Below are 15,863 nucleotides of genomic sequence, written 5' to 3' on the forward strand. Positions count from 1 at the left end.
ATGGCGCCATCGCAACCCACCCAGGAGCCTTTCCATGGCCACCCTCCTTGTCGTCGGCGCCAGCGGCACCGTCGGTTCTGAACTCTCCAAGCAACTGGCCGCCGCCGGCCACACGGTGCGCAAGGCCACGAGCCGCACGCCCTCCGCGCCCGACCAAGTCCCCCTGAACCTGCTGACCGGCGAGGGCCGCGACACCGCCTTCGCCGGCGTGGACCGCGCCTTCTTCCTGGCGCCCCCCGGGCACACCCGCCAAGACCAGCTGCTGAACCCGCTGGTGGACGCCGCCCGCGCGCAAGGCGTGCAAAAGGTGGTGCTGATGAGCGCCATGGGGGCCAATGCCGACGAGGCCGCGCCCCTGCGCGTGGCCGAGCGCCACCTGGAAACCTCAGGCTTGGCCTTCAACGTCATCCGCCCGAACTGGTTCATGCAGAACTTCAACACCTTCTGGCTGCACGGCATCCTGACGCAGGGCCAGATCCTGCTGCCGGTGGGCGACGCCAAGGGCAGCTTCATCGACGCCCGCGACATCGCCGCCGTGGCCGCCGAGCTGCTGGTCAGCGACCGCTTCAACGGCCAAGACTTCGACCTCACCGGCGCCGAAGCCCTGGACCACCACCAAGTGGCCGCGCTGTTGACGCAAGCCACCGGCAAGGCCATCGGCTACACCGACATCCCGCCCGAGGCCATGCGCGAAGGCCTGCTGGCCGCAGGCTTGCCGGCCGACTACGCCGAGTTCCTGCTGACGATCCTGGGCTACTTCAAGGCCGGCTACTCGGAGCGCATCACCGACGCGGTGCAAGCCATCACCGGCCGCGCCCCGCGCACGCTGGCGCAGTACGCGGCGGACTACAAAGCGGCGTGGGCCTGATCAGGCCTGTGGCCCGACGGGCGCGGCGTGCCCTTGGGTACGCCGGTACTCGGCAGGTGACAGGCCCAAGCGGCGCTGAAAGGCGCGGCCCATCACCGTGTCGCTGCCAAAACCCGCCGCCCGCGCGGCGGCTTTGGCGCTGGCGCCCGCGGCCAGCTGCTCGCGCGCCGCTTGCAGACGCAGCTGCTCCACAAATGCCGCGGGCGTTTGCCCCGTGGCTTCCACGAAGTGGCGGTGGAAGCTGCGCGGGCTCTCGCCCGCCTGCTCGGCCAATCGCTCCACCGTCAGCGCTTCGGTCAGGCGCGCCCGCGCCCAGTCCACCAAGGCGCCATAGCGCCCGGCCTGCGCCTGCAGCACGTCGGCGTACTGGCTTTGGTTGCCCACGCGGTGCGCCGGCAGGATCAGCTCTTGCGCCACGCGCGCCGCGAGCCATCGCCCGCCGTCGGCGGCCACCATGGCCAGCGCCATGTCAATGCCGGCCGACACGCCGCCGCTGGTCCACAGCCGACCGCTCTGCACATACAGCGCGTCCTCTTCGACCCGCACCGCCGGAAAGCCCTGCCGCAGTCGCGCCGCGCCCGCCCAGTGCGTGGTGGCGCGGTGCCCGTCCAGCAAGCCCCAGGCCGCCAGCAAGAAGGCGCCGGAGCACACCGAGCCCAAGCGTTGCAAGCGCGGGGCCGCCGCGCGCACGGCCCGGGCGGTGGTGGCATCCAGGGCGGCGGTGCGCAGCTCGGCCTCGCGTGCCGCCCCCGTCAGCAACAGCGTGTGCAGCCGGGCCAAGCGCGCCGGCGTGGCCGCCTCGGTGGCCAGGCTCACCCCACTGCTGGTGCGCACCGCGCCGCCTTCGGGCGACAACAAGCGCACGCGGTACATCGGCGTCGGGGCCAAGCGGTTGGCCACGTCGAACACGTCGGCCGGGCCGGCGGCGTCCAGCAACTGGCTGCCCGTGAACACCAGCAGACCGACGGCACGCACGTTGGCAGGATTCATCGAACCATTGTCATGGCTGCCACGGCGGATGGCGCGCACCATGGCGGCCTCGTCACTCCAAGGCCCTGCTGCCATGACCTCCCTCCAAGTTGGCCTGCTCCTCTTTCCCGGCGTCACCGCCCTCGACTTCGTCGGCCCCGCCCAGGTGCTGGCCACCCGAGCGCACACGCAGTTGCACCACGTTTGGAAGGACTTGGCCCCCGTCATGAGCGACGTAGGCCTGGCCCTGAGCCCCACCACCACGCTGGAGGCCTGCCCGCCGCTCGATCTGCTCGTCGTGGCCGGCGGCCCCGGCCAAGCCGCTTTGATGAGCGACGGCCCGCTGCTGCGTTGGATCGCCACCCGAGGCCGCGCGGCACGCTGCGTGGCCAGCGCCTGCACCGGCTCGCTGTTGCTCGGTGCGGCCGGTCTGCTGCAGGGTCGGCGTGCCGCCAGCCACTGGGCGTTTCGCGACCTGCTGGTGCACTTCGGCGCCACGCCCGACCCGGCCCGCGTCGTGGTCGACGGACCGATCGTCACGGGGGGCGGCGTGACGGCTTGCCTGGACATGGCGTTCCGGCTGCTGGCCGAGCTCGACGGGCGCGAGACCGCCGAAGATGCCATCCTGCGCCTGGAGTACGCGCCCGAGCCGCCCTTCGCCACCGGCCGGCCCGAAGGACTGCCGGCGGCGCAAGTGGCCCGCGTGCGCGAGCACCTGTGGCGCGAGGCGGGCTTGGCCTGAGCGAGAGCCCCGGGTTTCCCTGAGTCGGCATGCTTGACGCCGCCCGCGCGCGGGCCGAGCGCGGCACCGGCAAGTCCCCGCCGGCAAAGGCCATGCGTGGGGCTGGCGCATAACTTGCAGTTATTGCGCCATTCCCCACCGAGGCTCACTTCCATGAAAAAGACATTCACCGCGATCGCCCTGTCCCTGGCCAGCCTGGCCGCGTCGGCCGCGCCGACCTACGTCTACGACTTCACCTTTGACGGCACGACGACCACGACGAATGCCACGGCCGCCGGCAACCAATTGCAGAACGGCCAATCGGTGGGCATGACCCTGCGCGCCGCCGGCAACGACTTCTTCAGGGCCAACGCCACGTGGGGCGTGTGGGCCCCGATCTTGATGGGCGAGAACGCCACCCGCATCGGCGACCTCACCTTCACGTTCTGGCTGGACGGCATCGCCGTGGGCTCCGGCTCGTACAGCGCCCAAGCGCACACCTACGTCCACCTTGCCAACGCCGCGCCGCTGGCCATGGGCACGGCCTTCGACGTGTTCTCCTGGGAGTTCACCCTCGTCTCGTCGGACAGCGCCTCCAACACGATGAACAGCGTTTTCAACACGAGCAACCCCACCCTGGGCACCACCGTCTACGAGCGCGGCCAAGCCGTCCCTGAGCCCTCCAGCCTGCTCTTGCTGGCCGCCGCCGTCGGCGGCCTGTTGGCCCGCCGTCGCATCGCGAAAGCCTGAGTCTGCGGCGCCTTTGGGGCGCAGCAACGCGAAAGGGCGGTGCTTGGGCACCGCCCTTTTTTCATGGCTTGCCGCGGCTCAGCGCTCCGGCCGGTCCCACAGCGCCTGGGCCAAGTCCGACACGTCGATCGCCTCGCCGGCAATGGCCGCCGCCTGCCGCCAAGCCAGGGGCTCGGGCGCGGCCTTGCGCGGCCAGGGGGCGCCGTCCAGGCTGAGCTTCAGGGCGATCAGCACCGGCCCTTGGCGCACCACGGGCGGCAGGGTGCGGGCGGTGCGTTGGCGCAGGGCGTCGGCCAGGGCTTCGGGCAGCGGGGGCTCGACGTCCAACCACAGGCGGGCCTGCTGGCCGGGCCGCACGGCCAGCACCACGAAGCCCGCCGCCGGCTGGGGCAGGGCATGGGCGCGAATCGCCTCGAACCACGCGGCGCGAACGGCGTTGACGTAGTCGCCGTAGGCGTCCACCGAAGGCACGCGGGCGCGCAACTCGGCATCGGGCTGCAACAGCACCACCTCGTGGCGCGTGAGCTCCGCGGCCCGCGCTGGAACGAGCACGCTCAGCAGCGCCAGCGTGGCCGCGCCAACGCGCAGGGTCAAAGCCCCAGCCCTTCGGTTGCTTTGCACCTTGGGCAGGTTCAAAGCCCCAGCCCTTCGGCTGCTTTGCACCTTGGGCAGGTTCAAAGCCCCAGCCCTTCGGCTGCTTTGCACCTTGGGCAGGTTCAAAGCCCCAGCCCTTCGTCCACCCCCAGGTGGACGTTCATGCTTTGCACGGCCGCGCCGCTGGCGCCCTTGCCCAGGTTGTCCAGGCGGGCCATGACCATCGCGTGCCGCTCGCTGGCGAACACGAAGACGTCCACACGGTTGGTGTCGTTGCAGGCCTGCACGTCGAAGAAGCCGTCCTTCAACGCGTCGGCGTCGCGCAGCGGCATCACGCGCACGAAGGGCTCGCCGCTGTAGCGGGCGGCCAGGGCCGCGTGCAGCAGTTCGGGCGTGGTGCCGGGCTTCAGGTCGGCCAGGTGCAGGGGCACGCTCACCGCCAGGCCTTTGTAGAAGGGCCCGACGATGGGTTGGAACAGCGGCGGGCTCGTCAGGCCGGTGTGCGCGGCCATCTCGGGCTGGTGCTTGTGGGTCAGCGTCAGCGCGTAGGGGCGGGGGCTCAGCAGCTTGGCGTCACCGCCCGCTTCGTACTGGGCAATCATGCTTTTGCCGCCGCCCGAGTACCCGGTGATGCTGTTGGCGCTGATGCGCGCGTCCGCCGGCACCAGGCCGGCGTCCACCAGGGGGCGCAGCGCCAGGATGAAGGCGCTGGCGTGGCAGCCGGGGTTGGCGATGCGCTTGCTGGCGCGCAGCTTGGCGCGCTGGTCGCTGGCCAGCTCGGGCAGGCCAAAGGCCCAGCCGGCTTGCGTGCGGTGCGCGGTGCTGGCGTCGATGACGCAGGTGTTGGGGTTGTCGATCAGCGCCACGGCCTCCTTGGCCGCGGCGTCGGGCAGGCACAAGAAGGCGACGTCGGCCGCGTTGAGCAGGCGGGCGCGCTCGGCGCTGTCCTTGCGCTTGTCGCTGTCGATGACCAGCAGTTCGATGTCGGCGCGCTGCGCCAGATACTCGTGGATGCGCAGGCCCGTGGTGCCTTCGTGACCGTCAACGAACACCTTAGTCGTCATGTCTGTTCTTCCTCATGCGGGGGTCCGCCATTCTCCGTTGCCCACCGACCCCGCCGTGCTGCTGCTGCCCGGTTGGCAAAACAGCGGCGAGGGGCATTGGCAAACGCTGTGGGAGGGCTACTTTGGCGACCGGCGCGTGGACCAGCACGACTGGATGACCCCGCGCCGGGGTGACTGGATGACCCAGCTGGAAGAGGCCGTGCTCGCCCACGCCGCCGGGCCCGAGGCGGCGCGGCCCTTGTTGCTGGCGGCGCACAGCCTGGGCTGCCACCTGGTGGCGGCGTGGGCTGCGCACAGCCAGAACGCCGCCCGCGTGTCCGGCGCGCTGCTCGTCGCCCCGCCGGACACCGAACAGGACGACTGGCCGACCGTGCTGCCCAGCTGGCGCGAACCGGTGCGGCAGGCCCTGCCCTTCCCGGCGCTGGTGCTGAGCAGCACCGACGACCCCTACGACCGCGCCGGCCGCGCGGCGCTGCTGGCCACCGCCTGGGGCGCCACGCACCTCAGCCTGGGCAGGCGCGGCCACGTCAACGCCGACAGCGGCCTGGGCCTGTGGCCGCAGGGGCGGGCATACCTGCGGAGCTTGCTCGATGGCCAGTGAAGGCCGCGACCCCGACCCCTTGTGGCGCAACAGCCCGGTCAAGCTGGGCCTGCTGCACGCGGCGTTCTATGCGCTCTACATGGCCTTGGGGGCGCTCGCGGTGGGGGGCATCACGCGCTCTTGGCTCGGTGCGGCCATTGGTGCAGCCGTCATGGGCCTGCTTGTGCTGACGGCCGGGCTGAGCGTGGTCGACGGCTTGTTCGCACCCTTTGAATGGCTGCGCCGGGGCAGCCTGGCGCGCCTGGAAGGCCGCCACTACAGCTTCGCCGGCCAGGCCCTGGACATCCACGACGACGGCCGCGAGTGCTGGATCGCCGAGCACAGCATCCGCAAGGCCCTGGGCCACGCGCGCGACGACGCCTTCAAGGCCCGCTTCGCCAACCAATGGCGCGAGGCGCGCGAGCTCGGCCTGCCGGGCAAGGCGCTGTGGGTGCGCGTGAGCGCGCTGCACCAGCACCTGGCCGACGCGCCCGAACGCATGGACCCGCGCCGCGTGCGCCTGCGCACCTACCTCGACCGCGACGTGATGCAACCGGCCGCGCGCCGGCGAGACCGCGTCTGATTCGCGCCGACCCCGGCCCTCAATCGCTGATCGCCGTCCGCTCGGCCCGCTGGCGCAGGTACTGCTGCAGCTGCAGGCGTTGCTCGTCGCGCGCGCCGGGCGGGTAACTCAGCACCTTCAGCTGCAACCAGGCGTCTTGGCGGGACAGCTGACGCACCGCCGCGTCGATCTGCAGCAGCAAGTCCTGACCCACCGACCGGCCACACGCGACGTGCACCGGCGGCGTTTGCCGGCCCTCGCGCACCAAGCGCAGGTCCAACTGGCCCGGCTGGGTTTGGAGCCACCCGTTGGCGTTCTCCAGCAGGTAGTCCATGCGGCCCTGCTGCAGCATGGGCAGGAGCTTGGCGTCCGGGGGCATGGATTCGCGGCGCGGCTGGAACTCGTCCAGCACGCGGTCCAACTCGTCGCCATAGCTGCGCTGGCGACCGAACAGGCCGCGCAACTCGCCCGCGGCCAGCAGCTCGCGCAGCGACAACTCCGGCCCCGGCGGCAGGCGCCCGGGCAAGGCCACCAGCAGCATGCGCAGGCTGGGACTCAGCTCCACGAAGCGGGCCACCTTCAGGCGCTCGTTCGTTTTGAAAGCGTCGGCGAAGCAGACCGGGCGGCCCAAGCGCATGTCGCGCCAGACCTTCTCCAAGGACATGGCCTCGACGCGGTGCTCGACGTCTGGCAGCTGCGCCGCCAGCATCCGCAGGGTTTGGTCCATCGGCCCCTGGCCCAAGGCCTCGATGCGACGGGCCTCGGGGCGTTCGTGCTCCGGGGGGCCCTCCACGATTGCCCAGACCAGAACGGGACGCGCCCATGCCGCGGCGGGCAGCAGGGCCCACAGCAAGGCCAGGCCAAGCAGCAGCGGTCGCATGGCCTGGAATCTACCCCGAGGCCCGCTGGCGTGAGCAGGCAACGACAATCCCGGCCATGGTCACGAAACGCCCCAAAGGTCTTGGTCTCGGCCTGGACGCCCTGCTCGGCCCCAAGGTGGCCGACGCCCCCGCGCCCGCCGGTGCGCCGTCGACGCTGAAAGTTGCCCAGCTGCAGGCCGGCAAGTACCAGCCGCGCACGCGCATGGACGAGGGCTCGCTGTACGAGCTGGCCGAGAGCATCAAGTCGCAAGGCGTGATGCAACCGATCCTGGTCCGCCCGGTCGGCAAAGACCGCTACGAGATCATTGCCGGCGAGCGCCGCTTCCGCGCCTCACAACTGGCCGGCCTGAGCGAGGTGCCGGTCCTCGTCAAGGACGTGCCCGACGAAGCCGCGGCGGTCATGGCGCTGATCGAAAACATCCAGCGCGAGGACCTCAACCCGCTGGAAGAAGCGCAGGGCCTGCAGCGCCTGGTGAACGAGTTCGGCCTGACGCACGAGCAGGCCGCGCAGTCCGTCGGCCGATCGCGCAGCGCCGCCAGCAACCTGCTGCGCCTGCTGCAGCTGGCCGAGCCAGTGCAAGGCCTGCTGATGGCCGGCGACCTGGACATGGGCCACGCCCGCGCCCTGCTCGCGCTCGACAAGACCGCGCAGATCACCACCGCCCACGAGGTGGTGGCCAAGAAGCTCAGCGTGCGCGACACCGAGAAGCTCGTCGCCCGCACCGCCGCCGGCCGCCAACAGCCGCTGCTGCGCGTGAAGAACGAAAAGAGCCGCGACCTGCTGCGCCTGGAAGAAGAGCTCAGCGACCTGCTGGCCGCCGAGGTCGAGATCCGCGTGCTCAAGACCAACAAGCGCGGCCAAAGCGGCGAGATGGCCATCGCCTTCGGCTCGCTGGACGCGCTGCAGGGCGTGATCGATCGCCTGCGCGGGCCGCAGTGAGCGCGGCTTGAGCTGGACCCTGCGCGTCGCCACCCCGGCCGACGCGCTGCGCTTGAGCGTGCTGGCCACCCAGGTCTGGCTGGACACCTACTGCGCCGAGGGCGTCGACGACTCGCTGGCGCGCGAGGTGCGCCACAGCTGCGGCCCCGAGGCCTTCGACGCGCGGCTGCAAGAGCCCCTGCGCCACCACCTGCTGGCCGAGCGCGACGGTGGCTTCGTGCAGGCCTTCGTCGAGCTGTTGCCCGACCAAGCCCTCCCGCTGGCCGGCCTCGAGCCCGGGGCGGAGGTGGTGCGCCTGTACGTGCAACCGTCGGCGCAAGGCCACGGCCTGGGCGGGCGCTTGCTGTCCGCCGCCGGCGACTGGGCCCGCGCGCGTGCGCAGCGCAGCCTGTGGCTCACCGTGTGGACGGGCAACGCACGGGCGCGGCGCTTCTACGCCGGCCAGGGCTTCCACGACCTGGGGGCCACCCACTTCGAGTTCGAGGGACGGCGCTACGCCAACCAGGTGCTTCAGCGCGGCCTGTGACGCGCCTTTGAAGCCGAACAACAAGGCACCTGCGGGGGCCTTGTTCGTGTCCACCCCACCGCCCGTCGGGACGTTCAATCGAGACACTGCACAAGCCCCCCTGCTTTGGGGCAAGATGGGGCGCAACGGTTTCGCAAGGTTTCGTTTCGACGCAGGGTGTTGTCCAGCCCGGTCACCACCCTCGCGCCTTCTCAGGAGGTGAACGCGATGGACGTGATCAGCCACTTTGCGCAGCGCTACGAGCGCACCAAGGTCGAAGAGCTCTCGCTCGAGGACTACCTGGCCGAGTGCAAGCGCAACCCGATGGCCTATGCCAGTGCGGCCGAGCGCATGCTGCAGGCCATCGGCGAGCCGCAAACCATCGACACGCGCAACGACCCGCGCCTGTCGCGCATCTTCCAAAACAAGCTCATCAAGATCTACCCGGCCTTCGCCGAGTTCTACGGCCTGGAAGACGCCATCGAGCAGGTGGTGGCCTACTTCCGCCACGCGGCGCAGGGCCTGGAAGAGAAGAAGCAAATCCTCTACCTGCTGGGCCCGGTGGGCGGCGGCAAGAGCAGCATCGCCGAGCGGCTCAAGCAACTGATGGAGCAGGTGCCGTTCTTCGCCATCAAAGGCAGCCCGGTGAACGAGAGCCCCTTGGGCCTGTTCGACCCGGTGGAAGACGGGCCCATCTTGGAGCGCGAGTACGGCATCCCCAAGCGCTACCTCAACCGCATCATGAGCCCCTGGGCGGTGAAGCGCCTGGAGGAGTACGGTGGCGACATCCGGCAGTTCAAGGTCGTCAAGCGCTACCCCAGCGTGCTCAAGCAGGTCGGCGTGGCCAAGACGGAACCCGGCGACGAGAACAACCAAGACATCTCCAGCCTCGTCGGCAAGGTCGACATCCGCAAGCTCGAAACCTTCGCCCAGGACGACCCCGACGCCTACAGCTACAGCGGCGGCCTGTGCCTGGCCAACCAAGGCCTGCTGGAGTTCGTGGAGATGTTCAAGGCGCCCATCAAGGTGCTGCACCCGCTGCTGACCGCCACGCAAGAGGGCAACTTCAAGGGCACCGAGGGCTTCGGTGCCATCCCGTTTGACGGCGTGATCCTGGCGCACTCGAACGAGAGCGAGTGGAAGGCCTTCCGCAACAACAAGAACAACGAGGCCTTCCTCGACCGCATCTACATCGTCAAGGTGCCCTACTGCCTGCGCGTCACCGAAGAGATCAAGATCTACGAGAAGCTGGTGCGCCACTCGTCGCTGGCCACCGCGCCCTGCGCCCCGGGCACGCTGAAGATGATGGCGCAGTTCGCCGTGCTCACGCGCTTGAAGGAGCCCGAGAACTCGTCGCTGTTCAGCAAGATGCAGGTCTACGACGGCGAGAACCTCAAGGACACCGACCCCAAGGCCAAGTCCATCCAGGAGTACCGCGACTACGCCGGCGTCGACGAGGGCATGAGCGGCATCAGCACGCGCTTCGCCTACAAGATCTTGAGCAAGGTCTTCAACTTCGATTCGCAAGAGGTGGCCGCCAACCCGGTGCACCTGATGTACGTGCTCGAGCAGCAAATCGAACGAGAGCAGTTCCCCAAAGAAACCGAAGAGAAGTTCGTCGGCTTCATCAAAGAGCACCTGGCCCAGCGCTATGCCGAATTCATCGGCAAGGAGATCCAGACGGCTTACCTGGAGAGCTACAGCGAGTACGGCCAGAACCTGTTCGACCGCTACGTGACCTACGCCGACTACTGGATCCAGGACAGCGAGTACCGCGACAGCGACACCGGCGAGGTCTTCGACCGCGCCAGCCTGAACGCCGAACTCGAGAAGATGGAGAAGCCCGCGGGCATCGCCAACCCCAAGGACTTCCGCAACGAGATCGTCAACTTCGTGCTGCGCGCCCGCGCCAACAACGGCGGCAAGAACCCGAGTTGGACCAGCTACGAAAAGCTGCGCGCCGTCATCGAAAAGAAGATGTTCAGCAACACCGAGGACCTGCTGCCCGTCATCAGCTTCAACGCCAAGGCCAGCGCCGAGGACGCCAAGAAGCACGAGAACTTCGTGCAGCGCATGGTGGACAAGGGCTACACCGCCAAGCAGGTGCGGCTGCTGTGCGAGTGGTACTTGAGGGTGCGCAAGTCGTCGTGAGTCGTTAAGAGGAGAGCGCCTTGCTGCAATCCATCATCGACCGAAGGTTGTCGGGCAAGAACAAGAGCATCGGCAACCGCGAGCGCTTCCTGCGCCGGGTCAAGGACCAGGTCAAGGAGGCCGTGCGCCGCGCGGTCGATGGCCGCTCCATCCGCGACATGGCCCAGGGCGAAGAGGTCCGCATCCCCAAGAAGGACCTGAGCGAGCCCGTGTTCCAGCACGGGGAGGGCGGCGTGCGCGAGGTGGTGCGGCCCGGCAACCGCGAGTACGTCAAGGGCGACCGCTCGCCCAAGCCGCAGCAGGGGGGCGGCCAAGGCGGCGGTGGACAGGCCAGCGACAGCGGCGAGGGCGACGACGACTTCGTCTTCACGCTCACGCGCGAAGAGTTCATGGACGCCTTCTTCGAAGACCTGGCGCTGCCGCACCTCATCCGCACCGAGCTGACCGAGCAGCCCGAGTGGAAGTCGCACCGCGCTGGGTTCGTGAGCGACGGCTCGCCCACCAACCTGCACGTGGTGCGCAGCATGCGCGGGGCCCTGGGCCGCCGCATCGCGCTGGGCCTGGGCAAGCGCCGCACGCTGGCCGAGTTGGAGATGGAATTGGAAGGCGCCACCGAGCCGCGCCGCACGGTGCTCTTGGCCGAGATCGCGGAGCTCAAGCGCCGCATCCAGGCCATCCCCTTTCTCGACCCCATCGACCTGCGCTTTCGCAACCGCGTCCGCGTGCCCGTGCCCAGCACCAATGCGGTCATGTTCTGCCTGATGGACGTCAGCGGCAGCATGGACGAGTCGCGCAAGGACCTGGCCAAGCGCTTCTTCATCCTGCTCTACCTGTTCCTCACGCGGCACTACGAGAAGGTCGAGCTCGTCTTCATCCGCCACCACACGCAGGCCAGCGAGGTCGACGAGCAGAACTTCTTCCACGCGACGGAGACCGGCGGCACGGTGGTCAGCAGCGCGCTGCTGCTGATGCACCAAATCCAGCAAGCCCGCTACCCGGCCTCGCAATGGAACATCTACGGCGCGCAGGCCAGCGACGGCGACAACTGGCACCACGACAGCAGCTACTGCCGCGACCTGCTGAGCGACAAGCTGCTGCCGGTGTGCCGCTACTTCGCCTACGTGCAGGTGGCCGATCCCGAGCAGAACCTGTGGGACGAATACAGCGCGCTGGCCAACGAGGTGGGCCCGCACTTTGCGATGCGCAAGGCGTGCGAGGCGTCGGACATCTACCCGGTGTTTCGGGAGTTGTTTCGGAAGGATGGGAGGGTGGCGGCGTGATGCCTTTGGGTGTTCGTTTTGGCGTGAGAGCCCGTAGGGGCTTCACCCCTGCACCCGACCCCCTTTTGTCTTGCCAAAAGGGGGGAAAAGCGCAACGCTTATCAGTCCGGGCTGTTCGGTGTTTGGCGGTTGGCTGTTCGGCTGTTCCGGCTGTTGCCCCGTTCGGAAGCGCCGAGCAGCGCAGTGAAGGGGGGCGCGCGCGTCAGCGCGCTTCAAGCACTGACCCGGGATTGCTGTTTGACCGAAGCGAACGCAGTGAGCGCAGGGAGTTCAATCCCGCGGCCCCCCGGAACGAGCAGCGCAGGGAACCCCTGGCGCAGCCAGGGGCGCTGGAGCCGGGGCGGCGCTTTTGGTTCCTTTTGGCAAGACAAAAGGAACTCCGGGTGCAGGGCGGACAGCGCCTGCGGGCTCTCACTCCACGCGAACCCACATCGGGGAGCGCTCGATGACCACCATCGAAAACCGCCGCTTCACCACCGTCGGCCCCAACGCCCACGAATGGGGCGGCCGCCGCGCCCCCCAGCCGCTGCAAGAAATGAAGCCGCTGGCCCAGCGCCCAGACCAACCGCTCCCCAGCCCCAGCGACTGGACCTTCGACCTCGTCGAGCAGTACCACGAGGCCATCCGCGCCACCGCCGAGCGCTATGGCCTGGACACCTACCCGAACCAACTCGAAATCATCACCGCCGAGCAAATGATGGACGCCTACGCCAGCGTGGGCATGCCGGTGAACTACCGGCACTGGAGCTACGGCAAGGAGTTCATCCAGACCGAGCGCCACTACAAGCGCGGGCAGATGGGCTTGGCCTACGAGATCGTCATCAACTCCGACCCCTGCATCAGCTACCTGATGGAGGAGAACACCCTGGCCATGCAGGCCCTGGTCATCGCCCACGCGGCCTACGGGCACAACAGCTTCTTCAAGGGCAACTACCTGTTCCGCATGTGGACCGATGCAGCGTCCATCATCGACTACCTCGTCTACGCCAAGGGCTACATCGCCCAGTGCGAGCAGGCCCACGGCCTCGACGCGGTCGAGGCCGTGCTCGACAGCTGCCACGCGCTGATGAACCACGGCGTGGACCGATACCGCCGCCCCGCCAAGCTCAGCCTGGCCAAGGAGCGCGCCATGCAAGAGGAGCGCGAGGCCTACCTGCAGCGTCAGCTCAACGACCTGTGGCGCACCGTGCCGCGCAAAGAGAGTGCCGAGGCCGAGGCGCAAGCCCGCCGCTTCCCGGCCGAGCCGCAAGAGAACCTGCTGTACTTCATCGAGAAGAACGCACCCTTGCTCGAACCCTGGCAGCGCGAGATCGTGCGCATCGTGCGCAAGATCGCGCAGTACTTCTACCCGCAGCGACAAACGCAGGTGATGAACGAGGGCTGGGCCACGTTCTGGCACCACCGCCTGCTGAACCAGATGTACGACGACGGCCTGCTGGCCGACGGCTTGATGATCGAGTGGCTGAGCTCGCACACCAACGTCATCGCGCAGCGGCCCATGCAGGCGCTGAACCCCTATGCCCTGGGCTTCGCGATGTACACCGACATGAAGCGCATCTGCGAGGCGCCCACCGACGAAGACCGCCGCTGGTTCCCCGACCTGGCCGGCACGCCCTGGTTGCCCTCGCTGCACCACGCCATGCGCAACTTCAAGGACGAGAGCTTCATCGGCCAGTTCCTCAGCCCCAAGGTGATGCGCGACTTCCGGCTCTTCAGCATCCTGGACGACGAGAGCGAGCGCGAGTACCTGATCAGCGCCATCCACGACGACGAGGGCTACCGCCACGTGCGCCGCACCCTGGCGGCCAACTACGACCTCGGCCAGCGCGAGCCCAACATCCAGGTGTGGAACGTGAACCTGCGCGGCGACCGCGCCCTCACCCTGCGCCACACCATGCACCAAGGCAGGCCCATGGAGGGCAAGTCGGCGCAAGAGGTGCTCAAGCACGTGGCCCGGCTGTGGGGCTTTGGGGTGCACCTCGAGTCGTTCAACGCCCGCGAGGAGTTGGTGCAGCGCTGGAGCGCCCTGGCGCCCTAAAACGACAACACCCCGCCCGCCATCGCGGCGAACGGGGTGCTGGGGATCGAAACCCGGCGCTTCAGCCGGTCTTTTCGGGCTTGGCCGCGGGCTTCTTGGCCGGGTCCACCACCGGATGCACCGGCTGCGTGGGGTGCTTGTCGTCGGCCTTCTTGGCCGCGGCACTGGCCGGCGCGGCCGCCGGCTTGGGCGCCTCGGCCTTGGGCTTCGGCTTGGACGCCTCGAGGGTCGGGTGGGCCGGGGCCGTGGGGCTGGACTGGGCCAGCGCCCAAGCGGGCAGGGTCAAGGCGGCAGCGGCCAAGAGGCCGGTCAATCGACGCATGGTGAAACCCTCGAACGAGTGGAAGGAGCACCGATTCTGGGCGTCTGGCGGCGGATGAACAGCGGGTTCCCCCGGGTGATGCGACAGAACGACTGTCGCGTGCGACAGGCTGCTCAGCGCCGTCGCCAATCGTCCCAGGCCGGCACCAGCGCCATCCCAATCAACACCAGGGCCACGGGCACCGTGAACGGGTAGCCGACCGCCTTGAAGCCAAAGGCGCCGGCGATGCCCCCGCCCAAAAAGCTGGCGAACAAGCCCCCCAGCACCACCAAGCGATCGCGATCGGCACGCACCGGCTCGGCCTCGGCATGCCGGTTCCAGTACACCCACTTGCCCAGCTCGATGCCCAGGTCGGTCACCACCCCGGTCATGTGGGTGGTGCGCACGGTGGCGTTGGACAGCTTCGTGACCATCGCGTTTTGCAGGCCCATGATGAAGCACAGCAGCAGCACCGTGGCCGGCAGCAGCAGTTCTTCGTGGCTCGCCAAGCGCGCGCCCACCAGCCCGAACACGAGCACGAGGACGGCCTCCAGCATCAGGGGCAGGGCGTACTCGCTGCTCATGCCGCGCCGGCGCGCGACGTTCACCATCACGGCACAAACCATGGCCCCGACCAGGAAGGCCAGCACGGCGACCCCAGCGTCCACCACCAGGGCCAGGTGGCCCAGGGCCAATTGATCGGCGAGCGACGACACCATGCCGGTGACGTGCGAGGTGTACTGCTGCACCGCCAGGAAGCCGCCCGCGTTGAGGGCCCCGGCCACGAAGGCCAGCACCCACCCCAGCTGGCGATTGGCGGCCGCCGTGCGCTGGCGGCCGATCAGGAAGCGCGCGTAGTCGGCTGGCATCAGCGCGCGCTGGCCGACTTGGCGCGCTTGGCCAAGCGGGACATGGCGCCCATCACCCCGTGCCAGGCGGAGCGGTCTTGACGGTGCAGGCGCAGCACGGTGCTCGGGTCCAAGCGGTGCCGCAAGGGCTGCAGCGCGGCAAAGGCCACGGCGTTGCAGTCGTCCTCGTCGGGCACCAGCAGCACCTCGCCGTCGAAGGCCAGGCGCAACCGGGCCAGCTGGTCGTCGTAGCCGGGGTCGCCCGTGTGCAGGTTCACCACCAGCACGCCGGCGGGCGTGAGGCAGCGCGCGCAGGCGTCGTAAAACGCCTGGCTGGCCAGGGCCGGCGGTTGACCGCCCACGTCGAAGCCGTCGACCAGCAGGACGTCGTAATCGCGGGGTGGTGCCTGCACGAAGGCGGCGCCGTCGTCGCATCGCACGCGGAAGCGCTCGCCGTCGGGCGGCACGCCAAAGCGCTCGCGCAGCTCGATCACGAAGGGGTTGATCTCCACCACCTTGAGCTGCGCGCCGGGCAGCTGGCGGTGGATGAACTTGGCCATCGAGCCCCCACCCAGGCCGATCATGGCGATGGCCTCGGGCGCCGGGTGGAACATCAGGAAGCCCATCATGAGCTGCGTGTAGCTCAGGGTCAGGCGGTCGGGGTGCTGGGTCTGCATCTCGCTTTGCGTGGCCGCGAAGCTGAAGTGCAGGGACTGGGTCGTCAGGGTCTGGCGGACGAAGGGCGCGCAATGGGCGTCGGTGGGCGAGAAGGCGCTGTCCATGGGCGGCGATTGTCGACGCCCACGGGGCC

Annotated in this window: 17 protein-coding genes; 10 read left to right on the forward strand and 7 right to left on the reverse strand. The window is 69.0% G+C overall.

Annotated features, from left to right (window positions below; genetic code table 11):
- Window positions 1-34: 34 nt before the first annotated feature.
- Complete coding sequence (locus EOD73_RS14480) at window positions 35-868, forward strand: SDR family oxidoreductase (RefSeq protein WP_127683736.1); 834 nt, start codon at window positions 35-37, stop codon at window positions 866-868.
- Here the strand turns inward: EOD73_RS14480 and EOD73_RS14485 are convergent, their stop codons facing one another.
- Window positions 869-1,858: a GlxA family transcriptional regulator gene (locus EOD73_RS14485; protein ID WP_240660726.1), complete on the reverse strand. Its 990-nt coding sequence runs from the start codon at window positions 1,856-1,858 to the stop codon at window positions 869-871.
- A 73-nt stretch (window positions 1,859-1,931) separates the two neighbouring features.
- Between EOD73_RS14485 and EOD73_RS14490 the strand changes: the two genes are divergently transcribed.
- Both EOD73_RS14490 and EOD73_RS14495 read left to right on the forward strand, forming a co-directional pair.
- Window positions 1,932-2,579, forward strand: coding sequence for a DJ-1/PfpI family protein (locus EOD73_RS14490; RefSeq protein WP_127683737.1), 648 nt, complete (start codon window positions 1,932-1,934; stop codon window positions 2,577-2,579).
- Between the two features lie 153 nt (window positions 2,580-2,732).
- The gene (locus EOD73_RS14495) at window positions 2,733-3,308 is read left to right on the forward strand and encodes a PEP-CTERM sorting domain-containing protein (RefSeq protein WP_127683738.1); all 576 of its coding nucleotides are present in this window, start codon (window positions 2,733-2,735) and stop codon (window positions 3,306-3,308) included.
- A gap of 78 nt (window positions 3,309-3,386) precedes the next feature.
- On the opposite strand, the gene EOD73_RS14500 is transcribed toward EOD73_RS14495, so the two are convergent.
- Window positions 3,387-4,028: a hypothetical protein gene (locus tag EOD73_RS14500; protein ID WP_127683739.1), complete on the reverse strand. Its 642-nt coding sequence runs from the start codon at window positions 4,026-4,028 to the stop codon at window positions 3,387-3,389.
- Window positions 4,025-4,966: an N-acetyl-gamma-glutamyl-phosphate reductase gene (gene argC, locus EOD73_RS14505; protein WP_127683740.1), complete on the reverse strand. Its 942-nt coding sequence runs from the start codon at window positions 4,964-4,966 to the stop codon at window positions 4,025-4,027. The genes EOD73_RS14500 and argC overlap by 4 nt, the downstream gene beginning before the upstream one ends.
- A gap of 37 nt (window positions 4,967-5,003) precedes the next feature.
- On the opposite strand from argC, the gene EOD73_RS14510 reads away from it, so the two are divergent.
- Window positions 5,004-5,567, forward strand: a complete 564-nt coding sequence (locus EOD73_RS14510; protein WP_240660727.1) for an RBBP9/YdeN family alpha/beta hydrolase — start codon at window positions 5,004-5,006, stop codon at window positions 5,565-5,567.
- Window positions 5,557-6,129 (forward strand): hypothetical protein, encoded by a 573-nt coding sequence (locus EOD73_RS14515; RefSeq protein WP_127683742.1) that lies wholly within the window; start codon window positions 5,557-5,559, stop codon window positions 6,127-6,129. Before EOD73_RS14510 ends, EOD73_RS14515 begins: the two co-directional genes overlap by 11 nt.
- A 19-nt stretch (window positions 6,130-6,148) precedes the next feature.
- Here EOD73_RS14515 and EOD73_RS14520 read toward each other — a convergent pair whose 3' ends face one another.
- Window positions 6,149-6,988, reverse strand: coding sequence for a hypothetical protein (locus EOD73_RS14520; protein ID WP_127683743.1), 840 nt, complete (start codon window positions 6,986-6,988; stop codon window positions 6,149-6,151).
- 56 nt (window positions 6,989-7,044) lie between these two features.
- Between EOD73_RS14520 and EOD73_RS14525 the strand changes: the two genes are divergently transcribed.
- The 5 genes from EOD73_RS14525 to EOD73_RS14545 all read left to right on the forward strand — a co-directional run bounded on the left by EOD73_RS14525 (window position 7,045) and on the right by EOD73_RS14545 (window position 13,903).
- The gene (locus EOD73_RS14525) at window positions 7,045-7,929 is read left to right on the forward strand and encodes a ParB/RepB/Spo0J family partition protein (protein WP_127683744.1); all 885 of its coding nucleotides are present in this window, start codon (window positions 7,045-7,047) and stop codon (window positions 7,927-7,929) included.
- Window positions 7,930-7,936: 7 nt separating this feature from the next.
- On the forward strand, window positions 7,937-8,455 hold the full coding sequence (locus EOD73_RS14530) for a GNAT family N-acetyltransferase (protein WP_164846088.1): 519 nt from the start codon (window positions 7,937-7,939) through the stop codon (window positions 8,453-8,455).
- A gap of 207 nt (window positions 8,456-8,662) precedes the next feature.
- Window positions 8,663-10,585, forward strand: a complete 1,923-nt coding sequence (locus EOD73_RS14535) for a PrkA family serine protein kinase (protein ID WP_127683746.1) — start codon at window positions 8,663-8,665, stop codon at window positions 10,583-10,585.
- A gap of 23 nt (window positions 10,586-10,608) precedes the next feature.
- Window positions 10,609-11,865 carry a YeaH/YhbH family protein gene (locus EOD73_RS14540; protein ID WP_127683848.1) on the forward strand — a complete coding sequence of 419 codons (1,257 nt, stop codon included), beginning with the start codon at window positions 10,609-10,611 and terminating at the stop codon, window positions 11,863-11,865.
- Window positions 11,866-12,400: 535 nt separating this feature from the next.
- A complete protein-coding gene (locus EOD73_RS14545; protein ID WP_240660735.1) occupies window positions 12,401-13,903 on the forward strand; it encodes a SpoVR family protein in 1,503 nt (500 codons plus the stop codon).
- A 61-nt stretch (window positions 13,904-13,964) separates the two neighbouring features.
- Here the strand turns inward: EOD73_RS14545 and EOD73_RS17580 are convergent, their stop codons facing one another.
- The 3 genes from EOD73_RS17580 to EOD73_RS14560 all read right to left on the reverse strand — a co-directional run bounded on the left by EOD73_RS17580 (window position 13,965) and on the right by EOD73_RS14560 (window position 15,834).
- On the reverse strand, window positions 13,965-14,225 hold the full coding sequence (locus EOD73_RS17580) for a hypothetical protein (RefSeq protein ID WP_164846089.1): 261 nt from the start codon (window positions 14,223-14,225) through the stop codon (window positions 13,965-13,967).
- A 113-nt stretch (window positions 14,226-14,338) separates the two neighbouring features.
- Entirely contained in the window at window positions 14,339-15,073 is a 735-nt protein-coding gene (locus EOD73_RS14555; protein WP_127683748.1) for a YoaK family protein, read from the reverse strand.
- Window positions 15,073-15,834, reverse strand: coding sequence for a spermine/spermidine synthase domain-containing protein (locus EOD73_RS14560; RefSeq protein ID WP_127683749.1), 762 nt, complete (start codon window positions 15,832-15,834; stop codon window positions 15,073-15,075). The genes EOD73_RS14555 and EOD73_RS14560 overlap by 1 nt, the downstream gene beginning before the upstream one ends.
- Window positions 15,835-15,863: the final 29 nt, after the last annotated feature.

This window comes from Inhella crocodyli (assembly GCF_004004565.1).
GTDB lineage: Bacteria > Pseudomonadota > Gammaproteobacteria > Burkholderiales > Burkholderiaceae_C > Inhella > Inhella crocodyli.